The following is a 26,405-nucleotide window of genomic DNA, read 5'->3' as shown; positions in this document are numbered from 1 at the left end:
CGGCCTGAAAACCGGCTCCCCCTGCATTTCTTTGTAGCCCTGTGTCGGTCGCACCAGTGTGTACCGGCATGCGTAACTCCACCTTACCAGCCAAGTCAAATTCAAGATGGATCTCTTTACACCGGACGCAGTAGCCCCGATCCCCGAACCTGCTGACCAGGACTCGCTCGCCGCCTATGCGCAGCGCGCCTACCTCGAATACGCGCTGAGCGTCGTCAAGGGCAGGGCGCTGCCCGACGTGTGCGATGGCCAGAAGCCGGTTCAGCGCCGCATTTTGTACAGCATGGCGCGCATGGGCCTGGGCTTTGGCGGCGCCAATGGTGCAAGCGGCGCCAAGCCGGTCAAAAGCGCCCGTGTGGTCGGTGACGTGCTGGGCAAATACCACCCGCACGGCGACCAGGCGGCTTACGACGCGATGGTGCGCATGGCCCAGGACTTCAGCCAGCGTTACCCGCTGGTCGACGGTCAGGGCAATTTCGGCTCGCGCGACGGCGATGGCGCGGCGGCCATGCGCTATACCGAGGCCCGGTTGGCACGCATCACGACGCTGTTGCTTGACGAACTCGATGAAGGCACGGTCGATTTCGTGCCGAATTACGATGGCTCGTTCGAAGAGCCACGCCAGTTGCCGGCGCGCTTGCCGTTCACGCTGCTTAACGGCGCCAGCGGCATTGCCGTGGGGCTGGCTACCGAAATTCCCAGCCACAACCTGCGCGAGGTGGCTGACGCTTGCGTGGCCCTGATCAAGACACCCAAGCTCAGCGACGACGAGTTGTACACGCTGATCGCCGGTCCCGATTACCCTGGCGGCGGGCAGATCATCTCGAGCGGCGCGGAAATTGCGGCGGCCTACAGCACCGGACGTGGTTCGCTCAAGGTGCGCGCCCGCTGGAAGATTGAGGACCTGGCCCGCGGCCAGTGGCAGCTCGTGGTGCAGGAGTTGCCGCCTGGCGTCAGCACGCAGCGCGTGCTCGAAGAGATCGAAGAGCTCACTAACCCCAAGATCAAGGCCGGCAAGAAAGCGCTGAGCCAGGAGCAGGTGCAGCTCAAGCAGACCGTGCTGTCGGTGCTCGACGTGGTGCGCGACGAGTCCAGCAAGGACGCCGCGGTGCGCCTGGTGTTCGAGCCCAAGACCAGCAGGATCGAGCAGTCCGAACTCATCAACACGCTGCTGGCGCACACCAGCCTGGAGAGTTCTGCCTCGATCAACCTGACCATGGTGGGGCTCGATGGCAAGCCGACGCAAAAAACGTTGCGGCAAATGCTGAGCGAGTGGATCGAGTTCCGCCAGGCCACGGTACAACGACGTTCGCAGCACCGGCTCGATAAGGTCCTCGACCGCATCCACATCCTCGAGGGGCGGCAGCTGGTGCTGCTCAACATCGATGAGGTGATTGCCATCATCCGCCAGTCGGACGAGCCCAAGGCCGCGCTGATAGAGCGCTTCAAGCTGAGCGACCGGCAGGCCGAAGACATCCTCGAGATTCGCCTGCGCCAGCTGGCGCGGCTGGAAGCCATCAAGATCGAGCAGGAGCTCAAAACCCTGCGGGAAGAGCAGGGCAAGCTCGAGGAAATCCTGGGCAGCCCGGCGGCGCTTCGCCGCCTGCTGGTCAAGGAAATTGAAGCGGACGCCAAACAGTTTGCCGACCAGCGCCGCACGCTGATCCAGGCCGAGAAAAAAGCCGTACTCGAAGTCAAGGTGCTGGACGAGCCGGTCACGGTGGTGGTGAGCGCCAAGGGCTGGGTGCGCGCCCGCTCGGGCCACGGCCACGATGCGGCAAGCTTTGCCTTCAAGGCGGGCGACGGCCTGTACGCGACGTTTGAATGCCGTACCGTCGATACCCTGCTGGCCTTTGGCTCACGCGGCCGTATTTACTCTGTCCCGGTGGCGTCCCTGCCGGGCGCACGCGGTGACGGGCAGCCGCTGACGACCCTGATCGACCTCGAGTCGGGAACGCAATTGGTGCATTACTTTGCGGGTCCGGCCAGTGCCACTTTGCTGCTCAGCGGCAGCGGTGGTTATGGTTTCCTCGCGACTGTGGAAAACATGAGTTCGCGTCTCAAAGCCGGCAAGACGTTCATCAGCTGCGGCGAGGGCGAATCGGTATGCAGGCCTTCGCATGTATCGGGCAGCACCGGCGCCGTGCCGCTGAGTCCGGCCACGCATGTCGCCTGCGCCTCCACCGGTGGCCGCATCCTCACATTCGAAATCACCGACCTTAAACTCCAGGCAGCCGGTGGACGTGGGCTGATGCTGCTGGACCTGGACGCCAAGGACACGCTGGCCGGCGCCGCGGCTTACACCCGCAGCGTGCAGATTGAAGGCATTGGGCGCGGCGGCAAAGTGCGTGAAGAAACGCTCGAAATCCGCAGCCTGAACAATGCCCGTGCGGCACGTGCCCGCAAAGGCAAGGCCGCCGACCTGGGCTTCAAACCCACCGGAATCGCTCGCCTTGAATAGAACATACGCCCATTGCCAATAATCGATGGGCGTAAGTAATACGCGATGGGCGCAAGTTGCTATCTATTTAATAGCAACTCGGGCGGCGGATCCGGGGGGCCGGTGTCAGGCCGCGAGCAGTGACTCAAGCCTTTTCAGCCCTGCCACTGTCTCCAGGCAGGCCTGCGCCACTTCCTTGCCTTTGGTCAGAAAATGCGCGGTGAAGAACTTGCGGTGTTCTTCATGCTCATGAAAATTCTGCGGCGTCAGCACCGCCGAAAACACCGGCACGCCGGTTTCCAGCTGGATGCCCATTAGCGCGTTGATCACCGCGTCGGCGACGAACTCATGGCGGTAGATGCCGCCGTCCACCACCAGCCCACAGGTGATGATGGCGGCATAGCGTCCCGATTTCGCCAGCTTTTTGGCGTGCAGCGGAATCTCGAATGCGCCCGGCACCGCGAAGAAGTCGATGTCGTCCGCGCCTATGCCGTGCCTCGCCATCTCTGCCGTGAAACCGAGGCGGCCCTGGTCCACGATGTCCTCGTGCCAGGACGACTGGATAAACGCAAAACGTGCCGTCTCCGGCGGGGGAAGATTTTTTTGACTCATGAAGGCCTCTGACAATCCAAAACAGCCAGGGCGCACGAGCCTGCATACGCCCGCGCACAAGGCTGCAGGCATGCATGGCATCGCGCTCTCTTTTTATCCGGACTATGACCGTCGACCCCGGAATCGCACCGGATCTGCTGACCCCGAACCTGCACAGGTGCAGGCCGGGCGCTCGCGGGTTGATGCATCGCTGCAATCACCGCCGGTGGGGACTTTCACCCCGCCCTGAGAACGCTGCCCCGGAGGATGCCGGGGCGAGTGTGATTCTAAATCTAGTGAAGTAAGGGGCGGTGTCGCGCGATTGCCTCCCCGTCAGCGTCAGGGGCAAATGTCCGCGGTAAACCTGGTCGCTAAAAAAAAGCTAGCGGGCAGCCATGCCGGGAAGGCGTCCGTGCTCGCCCGCGAAAGACCTGACTGCGTCAGGCCCAGCTGCGTGGCGGCACGCGAGAGGTTGCCGCAATCCGCGACGGCAAGCACAACTTCCAGATGCCGGATTTTCAGCTTGCCCTGAAACGATGTCATGCTGGCTGCCGGCGGTTTGTCGTAGCGGCGGTGCTGTCAGCCCACCTCGGCAATCAGGTCGATCTCGACACAAGCACCCATGGGGTTCTGCGCCACGCCAAACGCGCTGCGCGCGTGCTTGCCGGCTTCGCCGAAGATTTCACCGAAGAGTTCGCTGGCGCCGTTGGTTACCAGATGCTGCTCGGTGAAGTCGCCGGTTGAGTTGACCAGGCTCATGAGCTTGACGATGCGTTTGACCTTGCCCAGGCCGACGGCGGCTTCGAGCGTGCCCATCAGGTCGATGGCGACTGAACGCGCCGCGGCCTTGCCTTCTTCGGTCGTCATGTTCTTGCCCAACTGGCCGGCGAGGACCTTGCCGTCTTTCTTGGCGATGTGGCCGCTCAGGAACACCAGGTTGCCGGTCTGCACGAAAGGCAGGTAGGCGGCCACCGGGGCTGCCACGGCGGGCAGCGTGATGTTCAGGGCTTTGAGCTTGTCGTAGACGTTTTGCGGGCTGGTACTCATGGTGTTCTCCTGGAGGGTGAAGTCTGTCGGGGATGAAATGTGCCGGGGGTACCAAAAGGGCGGGCGTTCCCGGCTACTACAGCTACTAATAAGATAGCAATACAGTCTGTCGCTGATTTTTTATCTTAGCGCAGGATGCCGATGAAGCCGGCTAATCCACTGTCAATCCGCCTGATGGAGGGCGCCGCCAAAAGCGGTCAATTCAGCGGGCTCAAGGGGTTTCACCGTCACCGCAACATCCAGGATGTGCTGCTCGCCACCGCGGATCACGCCGCGCATGGGCGATACGTCCAGAAAATCGCGGCCCGTGGCCAGCGTCACGTAGTCCTCACCCGGCGCCCGGTTGTTGGTGGGATCAAAGTCCAGCCACTGGCCCACGCCGGGGCAGTAGACCGAGGCCCAGGCATGCGAGGCGTCACTGCCGATCAGGCGCGGCTGGCCGGGGGGCGGGGTGGTGAGCAGGTAGCCGCTGACATAACGCGCCGGCAAACCAATGGCGCGGCAGCAGGCCACCATGATGTGTGCAAAATCCTGGCAAACCCCTTTGCGCTGCTCGAGTGCGTCCAGAGCGGGTGTGTTGACCTCGGTGCTTTCGCTCTCATAGGTCATGGTGGTGTGAATGCGTGTCATGAGGTCGTGCGTGGCCTCCGGCAGGGGCCTGCCCGGTATGAAACTCGGCCGGGCAAATTCGGCAAACGCCTCGTCCAGCGGGACATAAGGCGAGGCAAACAGGAATTCCGAGGCGCTGTCGTAGGCGGCGCCGGCCCGGTAGCGGAACTGGTCGCGAACCTGCTCCCAGGGCATAGCCGCCCGCGCACCGGGCGCCGAGGGCAGGTCAGCCTGCAGCGGATTGGCGGAGGAGGTGGAGACGACGCTGTCGGCGACGACCGTCAGCCGGTCGTGTGCAGCCTGCAACGAAAAATAACTGCGGGTATTGCCATAGACATCGACTGTCTCGCGCAGTTGCGCGGGGGCCGGATCGATGCGCAATGCATAGTGCAGCAGCGTCTGCCCGCCGCGGCTGGCCGGCTTGAGGTGCACGACGTGGTGTGCGTTTTCAACCGCCGGCGTATAGCGGTAGCTGGTTTCATGGATGACGTGGAGCAGCACGGGGTCAGGGCTTGTTCTGGGTAGGGATGGGCCTACGCGCCCAGACTCTGGCTGCCCGATGCCGCATGGCTGAAGTAGCGCCGGCTGATGGTGTCCGAGAGTTCGAGCGCTTGTGTGCAGCACTGTTCCAGCAAGCCGATCAGTGGCTCGCAACCCGGGACTTCACCGCCGGTTTGAAGGGGCGCACCATTTGCACCGTCAGCGCTGACGCTGCCACACAGCTCGGCCAGCACCCAGCTGCCCGGGTCGGGCAAGTCCACCGCCAGATCGGGCAACTCAACCGGTGTGCTGCTGGCCAATTTGTCCAGGCGCCCGCACAGGGCTTGCACTACCCAGCCCAGCGAGCGCGGATTGTCGCGGTCCAGCACCAGCAGGTCGAGCAGGGCGGGAATGTCGCGTCGCTGCTGGTATTGCGCATGAAAGCTGATGGTGCTGTCAAACAGGGAGACGATGGCGCCAAAGCCGCCTTCCTCGAAAACGGCCCGGGTTTCAAAGCCGTGCACCAGCGCAGCGGCCAGCGTGTAGAGCCGCTCCAGCATCCGGCCTATGCTGAGCAGCCGCCAACCGTCGTCGCGTGTCATGCGGTCGGTCTGCGCGCCCGTCATGGCCGCCAGGAAACCGCTGAGGGATTCAAGGGCCCTGAGCGCTTCGACCGATGAATACTCCAGCGCGTGGTGGCCCGCATGCCCATGGCCTTGCTGCTGGCTCTGCGAACTGGCGCCGCTGAATGCCTTGCAGTGATGGAAGAAGTCCGCTTCTGTGCGCACGATGACGTGCCACTGTTCCTGCGACAGGCGCTCGCGCACGGCCGATGCTGCACTCTTGAGGGCTCGCAGGTTGTAGCCCACGCTGGCGACTTGCCCGGTGTCGGCCAGGCCGGCAATCAGGGCGCGTTCAAAGACGCGCCGCGCCTGCGTCGCGGGCGGCACGGTATCGAGCACCAGGGCATTGGTCACCGCCATGCGGGTCAGCCAGTCCAGCAGTGGCTGCGAGGTCTGGTCTTCGCCGCCCAGGCACTGCAGGGTTAGCTGGGCCAGCCGCGTGGAGTTCTCGGCGCGCTCGGTATAACGGCCCAGCCAGAACAGGTTCTCGGCCGCCCGGCTGGTCACGGGCGGGCGGTGGCGCAGCGGGGCTGTGGCCCAGGCGGGTGCGGGGTGCTCTGCGCGCTGCCCCGCCGTGCTGTCGGCAGGGGGGGGGGAGGTGGTGGTGGTGGCTGCGCCGGAGGGCTCGCCCAGCACCCACACATCGGCGCTGCTGCCACCGTGCTGCATCGAAGCCATGTTTTCGTTTTTGCCGGCGAGCCGCGCCAGTCCACCGGGCAGTACCTGCCAGGAGCCCGCGCCGTCGGCGACCGCAAACACGCGCAGCATCGCCGAACGTGGCGCCACGCGTTCACCCTGCCAGGTGGGTGTTTGCGACAGCGGCAGGTAGGCCTGCACGGTGTAATCCTCGCCGCGCCGGACAATGCGGCCGGCCCATTCGTCGAGTTCGCGGCGAGACAGGGTGTGCCCGATGACGGATGCCATGCCAGAGCCGGCATGGGTGGGCTTGATCACGCAATCCTTGAGCTGGCTCAGCACGTCCCGCATGACGGCCTGCTCGCCACACCACCAGGTGGCCAGCGAAGGCAGGGCCAGTGTTTCACCGAGCAGGTGCTGCGAGAGTGCGGGCAGGAAACCGAGCAGGGCGCTGGACTCCAGAAAGGCCGAGCCCGGGGTGTTGACCACCAGCACGTTGCCTGCACGAATGACCTGCAGCAAGCCGGGCACGCCCAGGGTGGAGTCGGAACGCAGCTCCAGCGGATCCAGGAATTCGTCATCGAGCCGCTTGAGCAGGCCATGCACAGGCTCCAGGCCGCGCAGGGTTTTGAGGTACAGCTTGTCATCGCGTACCAGCAGGTCGTTGCCCTCCACCAGCGTCAGCCCCAGAAAGCGGGCCAGGTAGGCGTGCTCAAAATAGGTTTCGTTGTAGGGGCCCGGCGTCAGCAGAACCACCCGGCTTTCCTCGTTGCCCTCATTGGCGGGGCTCATCGCCTTGAGCCCGTCCACCAGTGCCTTGTACGAGGCGGCCAGCCGCTGCACCTTCATCTCCCGAAAGGCTTCCGGAAACAGCAGGGAGATGGTCAGCCGGTTTTCCAGCAGGTAGCCCAGGCCCGAGGGCGCCTGCGTGCGTTGGGACACTACCGACCAACGCCCATCCGGGCCGTGGCCGATGTCGAAGGCCGCGATGTGCAGGTGGGTACCACCAGCGGGCTTGACGCCCTGCATGCCGCGCAGGTAGCCGGGGTTGCCGTGCACCAGCGCGCTGGGCAGCAAGCCCTTTGAAAGCAGTTCCTGCGGGCCGTAGATGTCGGCCATCACGCGGTCCAGCAATCGGGCGCGTTGCTGGATGCCAGCTTCAATCACGGCCCAGTCCGCAGCCGACACCATCATCGGAAAAAGGTCCAGCGACCAGGGCCGCTGCGGCCCGTTGGCATCGGCGTAAACGTTGTAGGTCACGCCGTTGTCGCGGATCTGGCGCCGCAGATTGGCGGTGCGGTGGTTCAGGTCGTAGAAACCGTCAGTGCCCAGGAAGTCGAAGAAGTTTGCCCATTCGGCTGACAAGGGCCCCTCACTCGAACTCGAACCCGGGCGGGCCGCTGCCGGGCTGGTCTCGTTGGTCGCGTGGGTCTCTGGCGCAGTGTCTCGGCCGCCCCGGGAGCCGGCAGCAAGCTGCAAAGGCGGGACGCTCGCCAAAGGCGGCTCCGCAGCCGCCGGGCCGCGCGAGACGCTCCCGCGCAACTCGTCAAAGTGGCCGGGCGCAGCCGCGGGCGCCAGCGCAGCAGCCAGCGTACGGGGCTCTTCGAGCGCCTGGGCGGCAAAAAGTGACGGAGTGTTATTTTCCACGTTCCCCAAGTATGCCTTCGGCCCATCCCCCCAAGGGCTCAAAGCGGCAGCAAGCCGCCGTTAAACCGCTGATTTTTGAGCCGAATCGTGCAATTGTTGCACTCATAAGACAGCGATCTCCCGGCGCTCAACCCCGGAAAATTGCCTAACGCAGATCCATCGTGAAGGGAAATTCCCGGCTCGGCTGAACTGGCCTGACCTGCATCTTGCCAGGGGTATGGCCCATGCGGAAAAACCGGGTCAGGCGGCGGCTTTCGGCCTCATAGGAGTTGACTGGCAGCGTGTCGTAGCTGAGCCCGCCGGGATGGGCGACATGGTACTGGCAACCCCCCAGCGAGCGCTCCATCCAGGTGTCGACGATGTCGAAAGTCAGCGGCGCATGCACGCCGATCGACGGGTGCAGGGCCGACGGTGGATTCCAGGCCTTGTAGCGCACACCGGCCACGTATTCGCCGACCCGCCCGGTGCTCTGGAGCGGCAGGGCACGGCCGTTGACGGTGATGACGTGGCGGTTATCGTTCAGGCCCGTCACATGGACTTCCACGCGTTCGAGCGAGGAGTCGACATAGCGCACGGTGCCGCCCGCCGAACCTTCCTCGCCCATCACATGCCAGGGCTCCAGCGCACTGCGCAGCGTCAGCTCGATGCTGTTTGCCGCCACCTGGCCAATCAGCGGGAAGCGGAATTCGAAATGTGGTTCGAACCAGGCCATGTCAAAGGGGTAGCCGGCCTCCACCAGCTCGGTCAGCACGTCGGCAAAATCCATGCGGATAAAACTGGGCAGCAGGAAGCGGTCGTGCAGTTCGGTGCCCCAGCGCGTGACGCGGCCGTGGTAGGGGGTTTTCCAGAAGCGTGCCACGAGGGCGCGCAGCAGCAACTGCTGGGCGATGCTCATGCGGGCATGGGGCGGCATTTCAAAGGCGCGCAGTTCCAGCAGGCCCAGCCGTCCGGTCGAGGAATCCGGCGAGTACATCTTGTCGATACAGAACTCGCTGCGGTGCGTGTTGCCCGTCACATCCACCAGGATATTGCGCAGCGTCCGGTCGACCAGCCAGGGCGGCATGTTGGCGCCGTATTTCTGTCGGTTGTTGCGGATTTCACGCAGGGCGATTTCAAGCTCGTACAACTGGTCGTTGCGTGCCTCATCCACGCGCGGTGCCTGGCTGGTGGGGCCGATGAACATGCCCGAAAACAGGTAGCTCAACGAGGGGTGGTTGTGCCAGTAGGCGATCAGGCTGCCCAGCACTTCCGGTTTGCGCAGGAAGGGGCTGTCAGCGGGGGTGGCGCCACCCAGCACAAAGTGGTTGCCGCCGCCGGTGCCGGTGTGCCGGCCATCGGTCATGAATTTTTCGGCCGACAGCCGGGTTTCATGGGCAATCTTGTAGAGGAATTCGGTGTGCTCCACCAGCTCGCCCCAGTGGTAGGCGGGGTGGATGTTGACTTCGATCACGCCCGGGTCGGGTGTGACCTGCAGCATTTTCAGGCGTGGGTCGCGCGGCGGCGGGTAGCCCTCCAGCACGATGCTGACGCCCAGCGTTTGCGCGGTCGCTTCCACGGCTGCGAGCAGGTCCAGGTAGTCCTCCAGCCGCTCCATGGGGGGCATGAACACGTAGAGGGCACCGGTTTCGCCGCTCTTGCTTTTGTTGGCCTTGCTGTCAGGGTCGGCCCTGGGTTTGTCTTTTGCCTTATCCGGATCTTTCGGGTCCTTCGGGCCATTGGCCCGAGCGGGGTCGCGGACCTCGACGCACAGCGCGGTGCGCGTCAGCCAGCCGGCAGACTCGAAGGCTTTGGGCGCACGCTGCTCGTTGGCAGGAGGTGGCACGTGGCTTGACGGAGCGGCCGTGCTGGTGCCGCCGGTGCCACCACCCATGCTGCTGTCGCCGGTGGGGCGAAACTGCAGGATGCGACTGGCCTGCGTCAGTGCCGCATTGCCCGTCATGTAGCGCGCCATGTACTGCGCCAGTGCGCTTGCACTGCTGCCAGCAGGAGGGGGCGAGGCCTGCGAGACAGCCGCAGGCGCCGGCTGCGGAGCGCCCCGCGCCACCGCTGCCGCTGCGTTGTAGCGTGCGGCCAGCACCGATGTCGATGGTAAGTCCTGGCGCGGCGCAAACGGGTCGGCCTCGATCATGTAGGGGTAGTCGGTTTTGGAAACCCAGGGCACCGAATCAAGCGGCAGGCGGTAACCCATGGGTGAGTCGCCCGGCATCAGGTACATGCGCTCATCGCGGAAGAACCATGGACCGGTGGACCATTTGGGCCCGGCCAGGGCTGGCGAGGCAGCCTCCTTCGCCTTCAGCGGCAGCACATAACCCACCACGGAGTCCAGCCCCTGCATGAAGACGCGACGCAAACGCTCCCGTTCCATGGCGTCATCCAGGCGGGAGTCAAAGGGGTCGACGTTGACCGGCAGGCGCCGCTCGCGCCACAGGTAGTACCAGGTGTCTTCATAGCCCGGCGTGATGTAGTTCGTGGCCAGGCCCAGCTTGCCCGCCAGGGTCTTGATGAAACGCTGCGCATCTGCGCTCGTGTATTGGCAGGGTTTGCGTTCATCGGCAAACAGGGCCGGGTTTTGCCAGATCGGCTGACCGTCCCTGCGCCAGAAAATACTCAGCGCCCAGCGTGGCAATTGCTCGCCGGGATACCACTTGCCCTGCCCGAAATGCAGAAAACCGCCCTCGCCATATTCGGCACGCAGCTTTTGCACCAGCTCGGTGGCATAGCCGCGCTTGGTGGGGCCCAGGGCGTCGATGTTCCATTCCGCAGCATCGCGGTCCGTGGTGGCCACAAAGGTGGGCTCGCCGCCCATCGTGAGCCGCACGTCGCCGGCCACCAGGTCTTTGTCCACCGCCTCGCCCAGCGCCAGCACGTCGGCCCATTGCGCTTCGGTGTAGGGCTGGGTGACGCGCGGTGATTCGTAAATCCGCTGCACCGCCATGTGATGCTCAAACTCCACCTCGCATTTGTCCACGCCGCCTTCCACGGGGGCGGCACTGGACGGTTCTGGCGTGCAGGCCAGCGGGATGTGGCCTTCGCCCGCCATCAGGCCCGACGTTGGGTCCAGCCCCACCCAGCCGGCACCGGGCAGGAATACTTCGCACCAGGCGTGCAGATCGGTGAAGTCGGTCTCCGCGCCGCTGGGACCGTCAATCGCCTTGACGTCGGCCTTGAGCTGGATCAGGTAGCCCGACACAAAGCGCGCGGCCAGACCCATGTGCCGCAGCAGCTGCACCAGCAACCAGCCGGTGTCGCGGCAGGAGCCGCAGGCCAGCTGCAGGGTTTCTTCAGGCGTTTGCACGCCGGGCTCCATGCGGATGGAGTACTGGATGTCGGACTGCAGGCGCTGGTTGAGGCCGACCAGGAAGTCGATGGTCCGCTTGGGACTCAGGTCGGTCTGCTCAAGATAGCGCTTGAACAGCGGCGTGGCGGTCTGGGTCGCCAGGTAGGGCGCCAGTTCCTGCTTCTGGCTGGCGCTGTAGTTAAAAGGAAATTCCTCGGCGCTGGGCTCCAGAAAGAAATCAAAGGGGTTGAACACCGCCATCTCGACGACCAGGTCCACCGTGACCTTGAATTCACGGGTGGGATCCGGAAACACCAGCCGGGCCTGGTAATTGGCAAACGGGTCCTGTTGCCAGTTGATGAAATGTTTGGCCGGCTCGATGTTGAGGGAGTAGGACAGTACGCGGGGCCGGCTGTGCGGCGCAGGCCGCAGGCGCACGACCTGGGGGCCCAGTTTCACCGGGCGGTCGTATTTGTAATGGGTGATGTGGCTCAGTGCAACGTGGATCGACAAGGCAGCCTCGCTTTTTTAAATTAGGGCATCGGTGCGCAACAGCGCCAATCAAAACACAAAATGAGCGGGTCGCCACATCGGGCGACCCCTCGGGACAGCTTACTCCGCTTCGGCTACATTTCTGCAAGCAAGAGCTGCGCCAAACAGGCTTTGTCGGCTTTTTGCCTCGCCCGGCCGTTGAGCACGCAGCCATTGCATCGAATAAATCGAGCAATAACAAGTAACAAGTGGGGAGGGCGGCTGTGGGCGACCGCATTTTGGCCGGGCCATGGGCAGCTTCCATGGGGCCTGGCCTTGTTTTTGGCGGGTTCATCATCGGGGTTGCCCTGCAATTGCAGCAGCCCGGTTTGTGGACGGGTGGCGTGTATGCCGCGTCGGCGGCGCTGGCGGCGTTCGCTGGGCTGGTGATGGGCGGCTTGTGGCGCAGGGCCGGTCGCGCCTCGACTCTGAACAGGAGGGGTTGGCGCGGCGCCGGCCTGGCTGCGCTGGTGCTCGCTGCCTTGCTGGGCTTTACCCTGACGGGATGGCGGGCCACCGTGTTTCAGTCAACGGCACTCGACCCCGCGCTGGAGGGACGTGATATTGCCGTGACAGGCGTGGTCCTGGCCATGCCGCAACCCGCCGAAGACGGCTTGCGCTTTCGTCTGGGTATTGAATCGGCCCGCCTGAACGGGCAAACCGTCACCCTCCCGCCGCAAATTTTGCTCGGCTGGTATACCGGCTTCGGGATACGGGAGGCCAGGGCACTCCCGGCCGAAAGTGCTGATCCGTCTGAAATTGCGCTGGAGTTGCAGCGCCAGCCGCCCACCGGCTTGCATGGCCTGCGCGCCGGCGAGCGCTGGCAAATGACGGTGCGGCTCAAGGCGCCGCACGGCAACAGCAACCCGCACGGGTTCGACTACGAGCTCTGGCTCTGGGAGCAGGGCATTCAGGCCACCGGCTATGTGCGGGCCGGGCCGCACGATGCGCCGCCTCTGCGGCTTTCCGGTAGTTGGGAGCATCCGGTGGAGCGCGCCCGACAGGCGGCGCGTGAAGCGATTTTCCAGCGCATCGACAACCGGCAGCTGGCCGGTGTCGTGGCCGCCCTGGTGGTGGGTGACCAAAATGCCATCGAGCGCGCTGACTGGGATGTCTTTCGCGCCACGGGTGTTGCCCATTTGATGAGCATTTCGGGCCTGCATATCACCATGTTCGCCTGGCTTGCCTCCCTGCTCCTGAGCGGCCTCTGGCGGCGCTCCGTCGGGCTGACGCCCCGGCTCTGCCTGGCGTTGCCGGCCATCAGCGCCGGGGCCTGGGGCGGCCTTTTTCTGGCGGCCCTGTACGCACTGTTTTCAGGCTGGGGCGTGCCGGCACAACGAACCATTTGGATGCTGGCGACGGTGGTGTTGCTGCGGCAAAGCGGCAGGCAGTGGCCCTGGCTGCAAACCTGGCTGCTGGCCATGGCCGTAGTGGTGGCGCTGGACCCCTGGGCGCTGATGCAGGCCGGTTTCTGGCTGTCGTTTGTGGCGGTGGGCGTGCTGTTTGCTACAACCCCAGGCACATCTGGTAGCCGTGATCCAACGGGCGACAGCCAGTTTCTTTCCGGAAAGGTGGCGCAGGGCGGGCGGGTGCCGCGGCTGCTGGCAAAACCGGCGGCCGGGCTGCTGCGTGCCGCCCGGGAGCAATGGGTGGTCACGCTGGCGCTCACGCCCTTGTCGCTGCTGCTGTTCAACCAGGTGTCACTGGTGGGCCTGCTGGCCAACGCGGTGGCTATTCCCTGGGTGACGCTGGTCGTGACGCCGCTGGCCATGCTGGGCGTGCTGTGGGCACCCCTGTGGGATGCGGCGGCGTGGGCGGTGGGCCTGCTGACGGTGTTTTTGCAATGGCTGGCCGGCTGGTCGCTGGCATCCGTCAGCGTGGCTGCCGCGCCGCTATGGTGCGCCGCCTTCGGCGTACTAGGGGGCATTTTGCTGGCACTGCGTCTGCCGTGGCACTGGCGCGTGCTGGGCATTCCCCTGATGCTGCCAGTCCTGTTATGGCAACCGGCGCGGGTTGCACCGGGACAGTTTGAATTGCTGGCGGCGGACATCGGACAGGGCAATGCGGTGCTGGTGCGCACGGCCACCCATTCCCTGCTGTATGACACCGGCCCGCGTTTTTCGCGTGAGAGCGATGCCGGGCACCGCGTGCTGGTTCCGCTGCTGCGGGCCCTCGGCGAGCGGCTGGACATGCTGATGCTCAGCCACCGCGACATCGACCACATTGGCGGTGCACCGGCCGTGCTGGCCATGCAGCCGCAGGCGAACCTGCTCAGCTCCATTGAAGACAGCCATGAGTTGCAGGCGCTGCGCAAATCGGCCCGCTGTACGGCGGGCCAGCGCTGGGTCTGGGACGCGGTGACTTTCGAGGTGCTGCACCCGGTGGCCGCCGACTACGAGGCGGCAAACAAATCCAATGCCATGAGCTGCGTGTTGCGCGTGTCCAATGGCGCGCAGACCGCCTTGCTGGCGGGCGATATCGAGTCCGCCCAGGAGTTCAGGCTGGCCGGCAGCGCCAGCCCGCTCAACCCCGCCAGCCTGAAGGCCGACTTTTTGCTGGTACCGCATCATGGCAGCAAGACATCGTCGAGCGCCCCCTTCCTCGACGCTGTCCAGCCCCGGCTTGCGGTGGCGCAGGCGGGTTACCGCAACCGCTTTGGCCATCCGGTGGAGTCGGTGGTGGCGCGCTACAGCGAGCGCGGCATCAGGTTGCTCAGGTCGCCGCAGTGCGGCGCCGCCACCTGGCAGAGCCTGAAACCGGCGGACATCGCGTGCCAGCGGCAAGAAGGCCGGCACTACTGGCATCATGTGCCTGAGCCATAAAGAAAAAGAGGAAGGAAAAAAGGAGGAGAAAAGGAGAGGAAAGAAGTGGAAAGAAGAGAAAAAAGAAAAGTGCGATGTGGCACCTGATTCACCAATCTGGCGCATAACTTGCTAAGCTAGTCATCACTACGCCATGCGTAAACCTTGCTGGAGACCAAGCCAATGAGCCGACCCATGTTTGACGAGATGAACACAACGGAGTCCAGCGTCCGTGATCATTACCAGGGCTACCAGCGTTGGCTGGCCAAACAGCCCCCCGAAGTGATGGAGGCGCGCCGCGCCGAAGCCGAGATGATTTTTCGCCGCGTCGGCATCACCTTTGCCGTGTATGGCGCCAAGGACGAGGACGGCGCGGGTACCGAGCGGTTGATTCCGTTTGACCTGATTCCCCGGATCATTCCGGCCCACGAATGGGCCAGCATGGAAAAGGGGCTGGTGCAGCGCGTCACGGCGCTGAACCGCTTCATCCACGACGTCTATCACGGCCAGGAAATCATCAAGGCCGGCGTGATTCCGTCCGAGCAGATTTTCCAGAATGCCCAGTTTCGCCCCGAGATGATGGGTGTCGATGTGCCCGGCAACATTTACTCCCACATCAGCGGCATCGACATCGTGCGCGCACCCAATGCGCAAGGCGAAGGCGAGTACTACGTGCTCGAGGACAACCTGCGGGTTCCCAGCGGTGTGAGCTACATGCTGGAAGACCGCAAGATGATGATGCGGCTTTTCCCCGAACTCTTCAGCGAGAACCGCGTGGCGCCGGTGGCCCACTACCCCGATCTCTTGCTGGAGACGCTCCGGGCGATGGCTCCGCCCGCCACGGCCGAGCCGACGGTCGTGGTGCTCACGCCCGGCATGTACAACTCGGCCTATTTTGAACACGCCTTTCTGGCGCAGCAAATGGGCGTGGAACTGGTCGAAGGCCAGGACCTGTTTGTCAGGGACAACTTTGTCTACATGCGCACCACGCGCGGACCCCGGCGGGTGGACGTGATCTACCGCCGCGTCGATGACGATTTCCTGGACCCGCTGGCTTTTCGCCCCAACTCCACGCTGGGCTGCGCGGGGCTGCTCAATGTCTACCGCAGCGGCAATGTGTCGCTGTGCAACGCCATCGGCACCGGCGTGGCAGACGACAAGTCGATCTATCCGTATGTGCCGAAAATGATCGAGTTCTACCTGGGCGAAAAGCCCATCCTCAAGAACGTGCCGACCTATATGTGCCGCAATGCCGAAGACCTGCAGTACACCCTGGCCAACCTCAAGGACCTGGTCGTCAAGGAAGTTCATGGCGCGGGAGGCTACGGCATGCTGGTGGGGCCGGCCGCCACCCAGGCCGAAATCGAGGACTTCCGCCAGGCGCTGCTGGCCAATCCCTCGGGCTATATTGCCCAGCCGACGCTGAGCCTGTCGACCTGTCCCACTTATGTGGAAAGCGGCGTGGCGCCGCGACACATTGACCTGCGGCCCTTTGTGCTGAGCGGCAAGGAGGTGCAGATGGTGCCAGGCGGCCTCACCCGTGTGGCGCTGAAAGACGGCTCGCTGGTGGTGAACTCCTCGCAGGGAGGCGGCACGAAGGACACCTGGATATTGCAGGAAGGCCATGGCATGCCCATGCAGACGCAATCACAGTCACAGTCACAGATTGGAGGGACCTGATCATGCTATCGAGAACTGCAGATCACCTTTTCTGGATGTCGCGCTACACCGAGCGCGCCGGCGACATGCCGCAGGCATTCGCGGGGATGACTCATCAATTGCGCGAAGCGCTTGTGACGGCATCCCCAAAACACGCCAAGCGCGCCAGCGCTTTCGGTGTTTGAGGTTTAGGGAGGAGAAAAAATGTTATCTCGCACTGCTGATCACCTTTTCTGGATGTCGCGCTACACAGAGCGCGCCGAAAACACCGCGCGCATGCTTGACGTGAACTACCAGACCTCGCTGTTGCCCCAGTCCGCGGCTGTGGCGCAAGGCGGCTGGCAGAGCCTGCTGAGCATCAGCGAACTCAAGCCGGCCTATGCCGCCAGGTACGGCGACGGCATCAATCCGCGCGAAGTGATGGACTTCATGGTGCGTGATGAAAAAAACTCGTCAAGCATCATCTCGTGCCTGAAGAATGCCCGCGAAAACGCCCGCGCCGTGCGGGGCACGCTGACCACCGAGGTGTGGGAGACGCAAAACCAGACTTACCTGGAAGTCATCCGCATGCTGCGCAACAGCGATTTTGAGCGTGACCCCGGCCAGTTTTTTGAATGGGTCAAGTTCCGTTCGCACCTCTCGCGCGGTGTGACCGCGGGCACCATGCTCCAGGACGAGGCGTTTCATTTTCTGCGTCTGGGGACGTTTCTGGAGCGTGCCGACAACACGGCCCGGCTGGTGGATGTGAAGTTCCATGCCGTGGAAAATGATTTTCTCGGCGCAACCGGCGAGAAAGACCAAGAGTACGATTTTTACCACTGGAGCGCGATTTTGCGCAGTGTGTCCGGCTTTGAGGTGTACCGCAAGGTGTACCGCGACGTCATCAAGCCCGAGCGCGTGGCCGAGCTGCTGATTTTGCGGGCCGACATGCCGCGCTCCCTGCTGGCCTGCCTGAATGAGCTCATGAGCAATCTCGCCATGGTGACCAGCGACACGTCCAGCGAAACGCAGCGCCGCGCTGGCAAACTGCGGGCCGATTTGCAGTACGCCCGCATTGACGAAATCCTCGCGACCGGCTTGCATGCTTTCCTGACCCAGTTCCTGGACCGGGTCAACGAAATCGGCGCGCACATCAGCCGCGAATTCCTCGTTCCGGCGACTAATTGAAACAGCATGAGATTACGGCGGCCGCAGCGCCGGGCCGCCCCAAGCAAGGCCAGCCCCCGAGGGGCTGGAGCCTGCGGCTCCAAACCTGCTTGAGCCGGTTTGGACAGGCGACAGAGGCGCAGCGTCTCGCAAGCCGCGGCCTGCAAGGCCTCGAGAGTTACGCGAAGCGAGCGAACGTGGGGGCGATGGCCGCAGCGCCGGGCCGCCCCAAGCAAGGCCAGCCCCCTCGGGGGGCAGAGAGTTACGCGAAGCGAACGAACGTGGGGGCTCTTATTCCATGAAGCTGCACGTGAGGCATACGACCGACTACCGCTACACCGAGCCCCTGCGTTATGCGTTGCAGACGCTCTGGCTCACGCCGCAGTCCGGCCCGGCGCAAACGGTGTATTTCTGGAGTCTGGGCGCGCCTGAAAAGCTTTTTTCCCAGCTCGACGCCTTCGGCAACCCCATCCATTCCTACACCTTCGTCGGCAAAGAGTCTGACAACGTGCGCTGGAGCCTGGTCAATGCGGCCGGTGACGTTGAAACCCTGGGGGTGGCCGAGTTCACCGATGCCGCGAGCCTGCCGCATCCGGACTTCTTTTTGCGGGCCACGCATCTGGCCCAGCCGGATCCGGTGCTGGCTGAGTTCGGTCGCCGTTTTATCACGCCGTCTGCCACCCGCGGCAAGGCCGAGTTGGGCATGCTGTTGGCCTTGAGCCAGGGTGTTGCTGAGGCGGTAAGTTATCAAAAAAATAGCACCAGCGTGACCACCACGGCGCTGGAAGCATTCAGGGCCGGTGCGGGCGTGTGCCAGGACCAGGCGCACGTGATGGTGGCGATCTGCCGCAGCCTGGGCATTCCTGCGCGCTATGTGAGCGGTTATTTCTACGCCGCCAACGAGCCTGACCTGGCCAGCCATGCCTGGGTGGATGTGTGCCTGGACGTTGCCAGCCGGCGCTGGGTCAGCATCGATGTAACCCACAGCTGCCTGATTGACGAGCGCCATGTTCGGCTGGCCATGGGAACCGACTACAACGCCTGCCCGCCGGCCAAGGGTGTGCGGCAGGGTGGTGGCAAGGAAACCATGACGGTGGACATCACGATCCAACCCGTTTGAACGGCGCTGCGCTGGCCGTCGCCATCAGGGCGCAGAACATCGCAGACAAGGGGCCGTCAACGCTTGAGCGCCTCCAGCGACACATGGAGCGTGATTTCGTCCCTGATCAGCGGCACGAATCGGCCCAGATTGAACTCACTGCGCTTGACCTTGCCGGTGGCGTTGAGCCCGCAGGCCGGTTTGCGCAGCATCGGGTGCATCATGCATTTGAAGTGCGTGACCGTCAGGGTCACAGGCCGGGTGATGCCCTTGACCGTCAGATCGCCCTCGACGGCGGTGACGTCATCGAACTTGCCGAAACTCAGACGGCTCGACTTGAAGGTGATGACGGGAAACCGCTCGGCATCAAAGAACATGTCGCTGCGCAGGACCTGATCGAACAGCAGCGAGCCGGTGCTGATCGACTGGACGTCGATGCTCACCACCACGCTGCCCACCTGGTTGTCAAGGTCCAGGGTGATGGTCGCATCGACTTTGTCGAAACGGTCGCGCTGCGTGCTGTAGCCCAGGTGGTTGAACTCGAACCAGGCGAAGGTGTGATCCGGGTCGCGCTCATACACATCGACGACGGCGAATGCCGAAGCCAGGAACAGACTGCCCAGCAGCGCTACAGCAAGTTTTTTCATTTTTTTCATGAGTAACTCCTGAGTCCTGAGGGTGGCCGCTACGGTTCAAGGACCAGGTGAAACTGCACGGTCACTTCGTTGGCCACCACGCGAACATCGCTCCAGGGGCCTCCGCCGATGCCGAAATCCAGGCGTTTCATCACAAAAGAGCCTTCCATGACGGCCTGCTTGCCACTGGCCTTGAGCACCGCGTTGACCACCACGGGCTGGCTGACGCCCTTGATGCTCAGGACCCCGCTGACCTGGAACCGGCCGGCGCCCTGCGACTGGATCTGGCGCATCTCGAAGCGCGCCTCGGGATGGCGGCTGGCATCGAACCACTGCGCGCTCACCACCTCTTCATTGACCTCCCGCAGGCCGGTGTCGACGCTGGACAGGTCGATGCGCAGCTGTCCGCGGGCCGCGGCGGGCGCCTCGGGGTCGAAGGCCAGGCTGGCGTCGAATTTGCGAAAGGCCCCATCCACCGGCACGCCCATTTGCCGCGAGGTAAAGCGGATATGGCTGCTCGCCAGGTCCAGCCGCCGGTATTCTGCGGCCTGGACACAGGCGCATGACAGGAGCAGGGCCGCAGCCACAGCGGAGATTTTCATTCACGAGCCCCCTTGAACCGGAACATCCGGCCCAGCAAGCCGTCCCGGTCGATGAAATGGTGCTTGAGCGCCGCTGCGACATGCAGGCTTACCAGACCCAGCAGCGCGTAATTGAGGATGCGGTGCAGCGCTTGCAGAAACAGCCCCAGCGCCTCGTTGCGGGCCACCATATCCGGCAGCGGCCACAGGCCCAGGTAGACCGTCGTCACGCCTTTGGCCGAACTCATCAGCCAGCCCGACAGCGGCACGCAGGCCATCAGCAGATACAGCAGCAGATGGTTTGCATGCGCCGCGCTCAGCTCCCATGCCGGCATCGCAGCGGGCAGCGGCGGCGGCGCGTGCCGGATGCGCCAGACGATGCGGGGCAACAGCAGCGCTGCCACCGTGACGCCGATCCACTTGTGATACGAATAGAGCTGCAGCTTGAGCGGACTGAGCGGCAGGCCGACCATGTACAGCCCGACGGAAAAGCTCGCCACCATGAGCAGGGCCATGGCTGCGTGCAGGGCGACTGCGGTGCGGGTGTAGGAGGCGGGCTGCAAACGGCTCTCCGGTGGCAGGTGTTTCACAGTCATTGTGATGCCATCGCCGTAGCCAGCGCAAGCGCGCCGCCGCCCGCTGGTCGCTGGTCGCTGGTCGCTGGTCGCTGGTCGCTCTATTGGCGCCGCCAGGTTCCGCCTGGCCCGCGTGGCTTTCGTGGAGCGCACGCAGCTTGGGCAAGGCCCGGCGTGTGCAGGACCAACGGCTCAAATAGCGACCCGTATCCGGGAAACCACCAATGCCTTGCCAGCTGATTGACAGCTGCGCCCCTTATCGTTGGGCGCACCACTGATCACAAGGACTCGACATGAACCGCCGCCACCTCCTGCAAGCCACTTCGCTAGCCATCGCTTTGCCCTCGCTGGCCTGGGCCCAGGACAAATACCCCGGCAAACCCATCACCCTGATCTGCCCCTACGCTGCCGGCGGCAATGCCGACCAGCGCTCGCGCCAGATCGGCAGGTTCATCTCCACCGCGCTGGGCCAGCCGGTGATCGTGGACAACAAGCCCGGTGCGGGCGGCAACATCGGCACGGAAGCCATCGCCCGGGCCAAGCCGGACGGCTACACCATCGGCATGGGCAATTTCGCGCCGCTGGCGGTCAATCCGACCATGTTCAAGAAAATGAATTTCGACCCGGCCAAGGACCTGGTGCCAGTCTGCCTGATCGAAAAGGGCCCGCTGGTGCTGATGGTTCCCGCGAACTCGCCGTTCAAGAGCGTCAAGGACATCATCGCCGCCGCCAAGGCCAGTCCCGGCAAGCTGTCGTTTGCCTCGGGCGGGCTGGGCGGGTCGCACCACCTGTCGGGCGAGATGTTCAAGTCGCTGGCCGGCCTGTCCATCACGCACATTCCCTACAAGGGCGGAGCGCCCGCCACGACCGACCTGATGGGCGGCCAGGTGGACATGATGTTCGAGCAGATGTATTCGGCCGCGCCCTCGATCCGCGCCGGCAAGCTGCGTGCGCTGGCCATCACCAGCAAGACGCGTTCGCCGCTGTTTTCTGAACTGCCCACCATGGCCGAGTCCGGTGTGCCGGGCTTTGAGGTGCAGAACTGGCAGGGGCTGGTGGCGCCGGCCGGCACGCCCGCGGCCCTCATCAAGCTGCTCAATGAAACCGTCAACAAGGCGCTGGCCGACCCGACCATCAAGGAACAGATGCTGGGTCAGGGCAATGAACTCGGTGGCGGCACGCCCGAGCAGTTCGCCACCCTGATCAAGTCGGAGGCCGATCGCTGGGGCAAGCTGGTCAAGAGCGCGAACATCAAACCCGAATAGCGCTGCCTGCGCGCTATGCGCTCGGCCAGCAGGTCGATGAAGCTGGCCTCGCCCATGTGGATGTGTGATCCCGATGCCTGCCGATGCCTGACCCCGGGTAATCGCGGCACGGGTGCGAGAGATATCAGGGCCAAATCCGACTTGTACTTGCGCGTAGATTTGCAAAATGGGAGACTTGACCTTCGACTTCATAGTCGCAATATAAAGATAAAGACCTTTTCCTCAAGGCTTGCCGCCATGATGTGAACCGCCCCAACCGGACACCGAACATGGAAATTCTCGACCCCACAACGCTTCATGAGCACCTGGCCGCCGACGCCTTCGAGGAAATGTCGGCATTCGGCGCGCTGTCGCAGAGTTTTGTCGCGAAGCTGCTGGCCGACGGTGAAGTGCTGAAGTTGACAGCCAACGAGATCCTCTACCGCAAGGGCGATACCGCCGATAGCTTCTTCGTGTTGCTAAAAGGTCAAATCACCGTTTATGAGGATACCGATGCCGGCAAGGACATCATCCGAACCATGAATGCGGGAGAAAGTGTTGGCTTTCCGGCAATGATCGCGCTGCGCCCGCGCCGCTTCAGCGGCTATGCCGCCGGTGACTGCATCGTGGTGAAAGTCTCGAGTCAGGTGTTTGCCGACCTTTACGTATGGGACCCGCAGCAATTCGCCATTTTTTTCATGAGCCTGTCGCGCGATATGAGCCGTTTTCTGAGCGACACCGCGGGCAGACCGGGAACGCCCCAGGATTAGTGAAGCACGGACCGCGCTTCGCCGCATCGCTCCACTTTTGCTAGCTCTTGATGCCCTTCTTGCAAGGGCCAACGGCAGTCCGTTACGGCGTGACTGACTTGACCCGCGCTGCCACTTCGCGCCCCAGCTCAATCACCGCCATGGCGTAGTAGCTGCTCCAGTTGTAGCGCGTGATGGCGTAGAAATTCTCGGTGCCCGCCACGTAGCTCGGTGCGTCCGGCCCGTTGAGCAGTTCGATCAGCGCCAGCGGGCCGGCGTGTTGCAGCGCAGCGCCTTCCAGTACCGCGCCCTTGGCGGTAAAGCTGGCCACGCTAAAGGTTGGCAGGATGTCGGGCGCCATCAGGGCGTCCATGTCCAGGCGGCTCGTGTCAAAGCTCACCGGGTAGTGGGTGGGCATGCCCGGCTGCCAGCTGAAGGCCTTGAAGTAGTTCGCGACTGAGCCGATCACGTCGGCCGGGCTGTTCCACAGGTCAACGGTGCCGTCGCCGTCGAAGTCCACCGCGTACTTGATCCAGCTGGAGGGCATGAACTGCGGCATGCCCATGGCGCCGGCGTAGCTGCCTTTTGCCTCGAAAGGATCGACGCCGCGGCGGCTTTGCAGGGTCAGAAACTGCTCAATCTCGTCCTTGAAAAACGCGCTGCGCTCCGCGGCTCGTGGGTGGCTCGCCGGAAAGTCGAAGGCCAGTGTGGTCAGGGCGTCCATCACGCGGAAGCTGCCGGTGTTGCGGCCGTAAATGGTTTCTACGCCAATGATGCCGACGATGATGTCGGCCGGCACGCCGTACTCTTTTTCGGCGCGCTCGAGTGCAGCCTGGTTGGCCAGCCAGAAGCGCGCGCCGGCCTCAATGCGAATGGGATCGATGAAACGACTGCGGTAGACCCGCCAGTTCTTGATGAATGGCTTCTCTGACGGCTGCATCAACCGCGAGACGGTGGGGATATAACGCGAATTCCCGATGGCATCGCGCACCCAGTTCGCGTCCAGGTCGCGCCGGCTGGCCAGGTCGTCGGCAAACTGCATGGCATCGGGGCGCGTGGCATAGAGCGGGCCCTGCGCCGGCTCCGCTTTGCTGGTCACCGTTTTCTTCAGAGGTTTTGCGCCGGCAAGCCCTGCCGTGCCGGCGAGGATAGCTATCAAAACCAGCGCAAAACTGAACTTGTAAAGAGGCATCGGAAGTGTCATGAGGAGAAGAAGGGGCGAAGCTTCAATTCTAAGCAGACCATGCGAGCGCGCGCCATTGCTGCCGCAGCCGCCTGATGTCCCGGAGCTGGCTGTGCTGGCCGGAAGAGGTCGCCGCATAGCGTTGCAACTCCAGCTGCATTAGCCAGTCATGCAGCGCCTGCCCGCGGCTGCCGCTGCCACCGCCGTACCGTGCCAGCACCTGCAGCGCCAACTGGCGCGGCGAGGTGGCCGGCGTGCTCTCGATGCCGGCTTTGGCGAGCTGCCTGCGTGCGCGGGCCAGCAGGCGAAGCCACGGGTCGTGCTGGGTTCGCTCCCACAGTGCCCAGGCGGCGCCCAGCAGTGCCGCCAGCACGATGATGCCCAGCAATACGTAGCTCAGGTCCTCCCAGCTCGGGGATTCAAAGCCGATGTCCCTGAGCAGGTTGAGCTGCTTGCCCTGGGTGTAGTTGAGTACCCACTGGTTCCAGCCGTTGTTCACCGCTTCCCAGGTGGCGCGCAGCTGCGCCGCCAGGGTGGGGCTGATGTTTCCCAATGTCTGCGCCATCACGCCCTGGGGCGCAGCGAGCCGCTGGAAAGCGCCGGTGCGCCCCGGCGCGACTGCCGAGGTCGGGTCGACCCGCACCCAGCCCCGGTCCGCTTGCCAGACTTCTGCCCAGGCATGCGCATCGCTTTGCCGCACTACCCAGAAGCCGTCCACCCCGTTCAGCTCGCCGCCCTGGTAGCCGGTGACGATGCGCGCGGGAACGTCCATCGCCCGCATCAGGATCACAAAGGCCGACGCGATGTGTTCACAAAAACCTTCCTTGCGGTCAAACCAGAATTCATCTGCCGTGTGCTGGCCATACACGCCGGGCTCCAGCGTATAGGTGTAGCCGGTGCGCAGACGGTCCAGCGCGCGCTGAACCAGTTGGGCATTGCTGGCGTTCCGGTTGCGCGGGTCGCCGCGTATCTCCCTGGCCAGCGCCAGGGTGCGCGGATTGAAGCCGGGGGGCAACGCCACAAATTCCCGCAACCCGAAGACCGGCCGCGTGGGCCCATGCCTGAAGGTGGGGTAGCTCTGCGCCTTGTAGCGCACAAGATCGGTGATCGGGCGATTCACTGTCCATTGCAGGTCGGCCTGCATCACGCTTTGGTAGCCCGGCAGCACCGGGCTTTGCGTTGCGGCTTCCATCACAAAAAGCCATGGACGGCTGGTGGGCTCCAGCGTGACTTCGTAGCTGACAGGCGCACCTGCCACGGCCAGATTCGCGCCGGCCCTGCCCTGGCTGTTGCGCGGGGAGAAGCTGAACAGCGGCGGCCGCCACTCGCGGCCATCAAAGCTGGACATCACGGGGCCGCGAAAATACAAATCCTGCTGGGGCGGCGGGCGGCCTTCAAACCGGATGCGCATGGCCACGCTGTCGTCAAGCGCCAGGGTGGCGATGTTGCCCACCTCCATGCTCGCGCTCAGGCCGCTGCGGCCAGCCATGGCATCGCTGGGCACGCCCCACAGGGGGGCCAGCCGCGGAAACAGCAGAAACAGCACCACCATGATGGGAGCGCCGAGCAGTGCCATCCCACCGGCGGTCCGCGCGGCCAGCAGCAGCGGCGGTTTGCCGACCGGCAAATGGGCGTTGACGAGCACCGTCAGCAGGCCCAGCAGCCCCAGCAACATGCTGGATGCGGTGAGCAGCGATTGCGAGTAAAAGAAGTTGCTCAGCATGCAGAAAAAGCCGAGGAAGAACACCACAAACGCATCGCGCCGCGCCCGCAGTTCCAGGGTTTTTAGCGTCAGCAACACGACCAGCATGGTGACGCCTGCGTCCCGTCCCAGCAGGGTACGGTGCGTCATCAGTGTGGCGGTAATGGTCAGGGCCAGCAGGCTGATCAGCCACCATTTACCCGGCAGCGGCCTAGACTGCAGCGCCAGCCAGCCGCGCCAGAGCAGCACGGCGCCCGTCAGCGCGCTGCACCACAGTGGCAGCTTGCCCACTTGCGGCAGCAGCACCCAGGCGATGACGAGCAGCAGGAACAGTGTGTCGCGGGCTTCGCGGGGGAGGGTGTTGAGGCGGGTCAGCATTGCTGCTCCTGCTGGCTGCCCGAGCCGCTGATCAGGTATGGTCTTTGCCGCTGGGTTTTTGGGTTCTCTGCTGAGGGTTGCTGGCCGGGGGTAGCCCGGCGGCTACTCACTTTCTTTTGCTTCGCCAAAAGAACGTAAGCAAAGAAAAGGCGACCCTGCTGTCTGCGTCCCCTGCGCTGCGCTACGGGGCAACCTGCGGTGCTCGGTCCAGGCGGGGTCTCGCTCAACTCGCTGCGCTCAGACAATCGCGATCCCTGATCCGCCTGGCCCTGCGCTCCTCGGCGCAGACAGAAGGGATTTATGGCAAACAGCCCAATACCAAATACTGGAATCCGAACGCCACAAGGACACGCCATGGCGTGTCCTTGTTGGTCTTGGTATTTTCTTTGTGTATTCGGTATTGCTGTCTGCTCCCCACCCGTGTGGCTGGGCCGAGCAGCGCAGATGGAGGCGGGATCAGGGCCGCAGTTGTTTGAGCCGAAGGCGAGTTCTGCGGACCCCCGCCGGAGTCGAGCAGCGCAGGTTGCCCGTAGCGAAGCGCAGGGACCCAGACTGCGGGTCGCCTTTCTTTTCCTTAGGTTTCTTTGGCGAAGTGTATGGACAGGAGACATGGGAAACAGGTGTTCGGAGACATAGGAAACACTTTGCCCGGTTAGTTGGAATCGAGGATGGTGTTCATGTTGATGCGCATGAAGTGATGATGGCAGAAGAAAGCATCGAAGCAACCATCGGCCCGGGGATCTGCCCTGAACGCGGATCTGCCCTGAACGCG

19 protein-coding genes and 1 riboswitch are annotated in these 26,405 nt (G+C 63.9%); of the genes, 8 read left to right on the top strand and 11 right to left on the bottom strand.

Annotation, left to right across the window (positions count from 1 at the left end; translation table 11 throughout):
- The first annotated feature begins 106 nt into the window (after nucleotides 1-106).
- Nucleotides 107-2,461 carry a DNA topoisomerase IV subunit A gene (gene parC / locus AC1DUR_RS08435; protein ID WP_477718451.1) on the top strand — a complete coding sequence of 785 codons (2,355 nt, stop codon included), beginning with the start codon at nucleotides 107-109 and terminating at the stop codon, nucleotides 2,459-2,461.
- A gap of 105 nt (nucleotides 2,462-2,566) precedes the next feature.
- Here the strand turns inward: parC and AC1DUR_RS08430 are convergent, their stop codons facing one another.
- The 6 genes from AC1DUR_RS08430 to AC1DUR_RS08405 form a co-directional block, all read right to left on the bottom strand.
- Entirely contained in the window at nucleotides 2,567-3,052 is a 486-nt protein-coding gene (locus AC1DUR_RS08430) for a 6,7-dimethyl-8-ribityllumazine synthase (protein WP_477718450.1), read from the bottom strand.
- Nucleotides 3,053-3,132: 80 nt separating this feature from the next.
- A riboswitch (FMN riboswitch) is annotated at nucleotides 3,133-3,289 on the bottom strand.
- Between the two features lie 81 nt (nucleotides 3,290-3,370).
- Nucleotides 3,371-3,574, bottom strand: coding sequence for a LysR family transcriptional regulator (locus AC1DUR_RS08425; RefSeq protein WP_477718449.1), 204 nt, complete (start codon nucleotides 3,572-3,574; stop codon nucleotides 3,371-3,373).
- 36 nt (nucleotides 3,575-3,610) lie between these two features.
- The gene (locus tag AC1DUR_RS08420) at nucleotides 3,611-4,078 is read right to left on the bottom strand and encodes a RidA family protein (RefSeq protein WP_305639814.1); all 468 of its coding nucleotides are present in this window, start codon (nucleotides 4,076-4,078) and stop codon (nucleotides 3,611-3,613) included.
- 162 nt (nucleotides 4,079-4,240) lie between these two features.
- Complete coding sequence (locus AC1DUR_RS08415; protein WP_477718448.1) at nucleotides 4,241-5,188, bottom strand: transglutaminase family protein; 948 nt, start codon at nucleotides 5,186-5,188, stop codon at nucleotides 4,241-4,243.
- Between the two features lie 32 nt (nucleotides 5,189-5,220).
- On the bottom strand, nucleotides 5,221-8,073 hold the full coding sequence (locus tag AC1DUR_RS08410; RefSeq protein ID WP_477718447.1) for a circularly permuted type 2 ATP-grasp protein: 2,853 nt from the start codon (nucleotides 8,071-8,073) through the stop codon (nucleotides 5,221-5,223).
- A 145-nt stretch (nucleotides 8,074-8,218) separates the two neighbouring features.
- Nucleotides 8,219-11,863 (bottom strand): transglutaminase family protein, encoded by a 3,645-nt coding sequence (locus AC1DUR_RS08405; protein ID WP_477718446.1) that lies wholly within the window; start codon nucleotides 11,861-11,863, stop codon nucleotides 8,219-8,221.
- Nucleotides 11,864-12,144: 281 nt separating this feature from the next.
- Between AC1DUR_RS08405 and AC1DUR_RS08400 the strand changes: the two genes are divergently transcribed.
- The 5 genes from AC1DUR_RS08400 (at nucleotide 12,145) to AC1DUR_RS08380 (ending at nucleotide 18,607) form a co-directional block, all read left to right on the top strand.
- Nucleotides 12,145-14,703 carry a DNA internalization-related competence protein ComEC/Rec2 gene (locus AC1DUR_RS08400; RefSeq protein ID WP_477718445.1) on the top strand — a complete coding sequence of 853 codons (2,559 nt, stop codon included), beginning with the start codon at nucleotides 12,145-12,147 and terminating at the stop codon, nucleotides 14,701-14,703.
- 162 nt (nucleotides 14,704-14,865) lie between these two features.
- Nucleotides 14,866-16,362 (top strand): circularly permuted type 2 ATP-grasp protein, encoded by a 1,497-nt coding sequence (locus tag AC1DUR_RS08395; protein ID WP_477718444.1) that lies wholly within the window; start codon nucleotides 14,866-14,868, stop codon nucleotides 16,360-16,362.
- A 2-nt stretch (nucleotides 16,363-16,364) separates the two neighbouring features.
- Nucleotides 16,365-16,526 (top strand): alpha-E domain-containing protein, encoded by a 162-nt coding sequence (locus AC1DUR_RS08390; RefSeq protein WP_477718443.1) that lies wholly within the window; start codon nucleotides 16,365-16,367, stop codon nucleotides 16,524-16,526.
- Nucleotides 16,527-16,545: 19 nt separating this feature from the next.
- The gene (locus tag AC1DUR_RS08385; RefSeq protein WP_477718442.1) at nucleotides 16,546-17,508 is read left to right on the top strand and encodes an alpha-E domain-containing protein; all 963 of its coding nucleotides are present in this window, start codon (nucleotides 16,546-16,548) and stop codon (nucleotides 17,506-17,508) included.
- A 277-nt stretch (nucleotides 17,509-17,785) separates the two neighbouring features.
- Nucleotides 17,786-18,607, top strand: coding sequence for a transglutaminase family protein (locus AC1DUR_RS08380; protein ID WP_477718441.1), 822 nt, complete (start codon nucleotides 17,786-17,788; stop codon nucleotides 18,605-18,607).
- 56 nt (nucleotides 18,608-18,663) lie between these two features.
- On the opposite strand, the gene AC1DUR_RS08375 is transcribed toward AC1DUR_RS08380, so the two are convergent.
- The 3 genes from AC1DUR_RS08375 to AC1DUR_RS08365 are packed head-to-tail and all read right to left on the bottom strand — an operon-like array spanning nucleotide 18,664 to nucleotide 20,398.
- Entirely contained in the window at nucleotides 18,664-19,242 is a 579-nt protein-coding gene (locus tag AC1DUR_RS08375) for a YceI family protein (protein WP_477718440.1), read from the bottom strand.
- A gap of 29 nt (nucleotides 19,243-19,271) precedes the next feature.
- Nucleotides 19,272-19,823, bottom strand: coding sequence for a YceI family protein (locus AC1DUR_RS08370; RefSeq protein ID WP_477718439.1), 552 nt, complete (start codon nucleotides 19,821-19,823; stop codon nucleotides 19,272-19,274).
- Complete coding sequence (locus AC1DUR_RS08365; RefSeq protein WP_477718438.1) at nucleotides 19,820-20,398, bottom strand: cytochrome b; 579 nt, start codon at nucleotides 20,396-20,398, stop codon at nucleotides 19,820-19,822. The genes AC1DUR_RS08370 and AC1DUR_RS08365 overlap by 4 nt, the downstream gene beginning before the upstream one ends.
- A 272-nt stretch (nucleotides 20,399-20,670) precedes the next feature.
- Here AC1DUR_RS08365 and AC1DUR_RS08360 point away from each other — a divergent pair, with 272 nt between their 5' ends.
- The gene (locus AC1DUR_RS08360) at nucleotides 20,671-21,642 is read left to right on the top strand and encodes a Bug family tripartite tricarboxylate transporter substrate binding protein (RefSeq protein ID WP_477718437.1); all 972 of its coding nucleotides are present in this window, start codon (nucleotides 20,671-20,673) and stop codon (nucleotides 21,640-21,642) included.
- 269 nt (nucleotides 21,643-21,911) lie between these two features.
- Nucleotides 21,912-22,391 (top strand): cyclic nucleotide-binding domain-containing protein, encoded by a 480-nt coding sequence (locus AC1DUR_RS08355; RefSeq protein WP_477718436.1) that lies wholly within the window; start codon nucleotides 21,912-21,914, stop codon nucleotides 22,389-22,391.
- A gap of 82 nt (nucleotides 22,392-22,473) precedes the next feature.
- Here the strand turns inward: AC1DUR_RS08355 and mltB are convergent, their stop codons facing one another.
- Nucleotides 22,474-23,562, bottom strand: coding sequence for a lytic murein transglycosylase B (mltB, locus tag AC1DUR_RS08350; RefSeq protein ID WP_477718435.1), 1,089 nt, complete (start codon nucleotides 23,560-23,562; stop codon nucleotides 22,474-22,476).
- A 40-nt stretch (nucleotides 23,563-23,602) separates the two neighbouring features.
- A complete protein-coding gene (locus AC1DUR_RS08345; protein WP_477718434.1) occupies nucleotides 23,603-25,633 on the bottom strand; it encodes a transglutaminase TgpA family protein in 2,031 nt (676 codons plus the stop codon).
- Nucleotides 25,634-26,405: the final 772 nt, after the last annotated feature.

Source organism: Polaromonas sp. P4_F4, from assembly GCF_056401355.1.
Note: the sequence above shows the minus strand (reverse complement) of the source record. Positions and strands in the feature narration are given on the sequence as shown.

Excerpts from the sequence above, each read along its gene's own strand:
- mltB (WP_477718435.1), bottom strand. The coding sequence starts at position 23,562 with ATGCCTCTTTACAAGTTCAGTTTTGCGCTGGTTTTGATAGCTATCCTC.
- AC1DUR_RS08425 (WP_477718449.1), bottom strand. The coding sequence starts at position 3,574 with ATGACATCGTTTCAGGGCAAGCTGAAAATCCGGCATCTGGAAGTTGTG.
- AC1DUR_RS08370 (WP_477718439.1), bottom strand. The coding sequence starts at position 19,823 with ATGAAAATCTCCGCTGTGGCTGCGGCCCTGCTCCTGTCATGCGCCTGT.
- AC1DUR_RS08395 (WP_477718444.1), top strand. The coding sequence starts at position 14,866 with ATGAGCCGACCCATGTTTGACGAGATGAACACAACGGAGTCCAGCGTC.
- AC1DUR_RS08390 (WP_477718443.1), top strand. The coding sequence starts at position 16,365 with ATGCTATCGAGAACTGCAGATCACCTTTTCTGGATGTCGCGCTACACC.
- AC1DUR_RS08385 (WP_477718442.1), top strand. The coding sequence starts at position 16,546 with ATGTTATCTCGCACTGCTGATCACCTTTTCTGGATGTCGCGCTACACA.
- parC (WP_477718451.1), top strand. The coding sequence starts at position 107 with ATGGATCTCTTTACACCGGACGCAGTAGCCCCGATCCCCGAACCTGCT.
- AC1DUR_RS08355 (WP_477718436.1), top strand. The coding sequence starts at position 21,912 with ATGGAAATTCTCGACCCCACAACGCTTCATGAGCACCTGGCCGCCGAC.
- AC1DUR_RS08345 (WP_477718434.1), bottom strand. The coding sequence starts at position 25,633 with ATGCTGACCCGCCTCAACACCCTCCCCCGCGAAGCCCGCGACACACTG.
- AC1DUR_RS08420 (WP_305639814.1), bottom strand. The coding sequence starts at position 4,078 with ATGAGTACCAGCCCGCAAAACGTCTACGACAAGCTCAAAGCCCTGAAC.
- AC1DUR_RS08360 (WP_477718437.1), top strand. The coding sequence starts at position 20,671 with ATGAACCGCCGCCACCTCCTGCAAGCCACTTCGCTAGCCATCGCTTTG.
- AC1DUR_RS08430 (WP_477718450.1), bottom strand. The coding sequence starts at position 3,052 with ATGAGTCAAAAAAATCTTCCCCCGCCGGAGACGGCACGTTTTGCGTTT.
- AC1DUR_RS08400 (WP_477718445.1), top strand. The coding sequence starts at position 12,145 with ATGGGGCCTGGCCTTGTTTTTGGCGGGTTCATCATCGGGGTTGCCCTG.
- AC1DUR_RS08380 (WP_477718441.1), top strand. The coding sequence starts at position 17,786 with ATGAAGCTGCACGTGAGGCATACGACCGACTACCGCTACACCGAGCCC.
- AC1DUR_RS08375 (WP_477718440.1), bottom strand. The coding sequence starts at position 19,242 with ATGAAAAAAATGAAAAAACTTGCTGTAGCGCTGCTGGGCAGTCTGTTC.
- AC1DUR_RS08365 (WP_477718438.1), bottom strand. The coding sequence starts at position 20,398 with ATGACTGTGAAACACCTGCCACCGGAGAGCCGTTTGCAGCCCGCCTCC.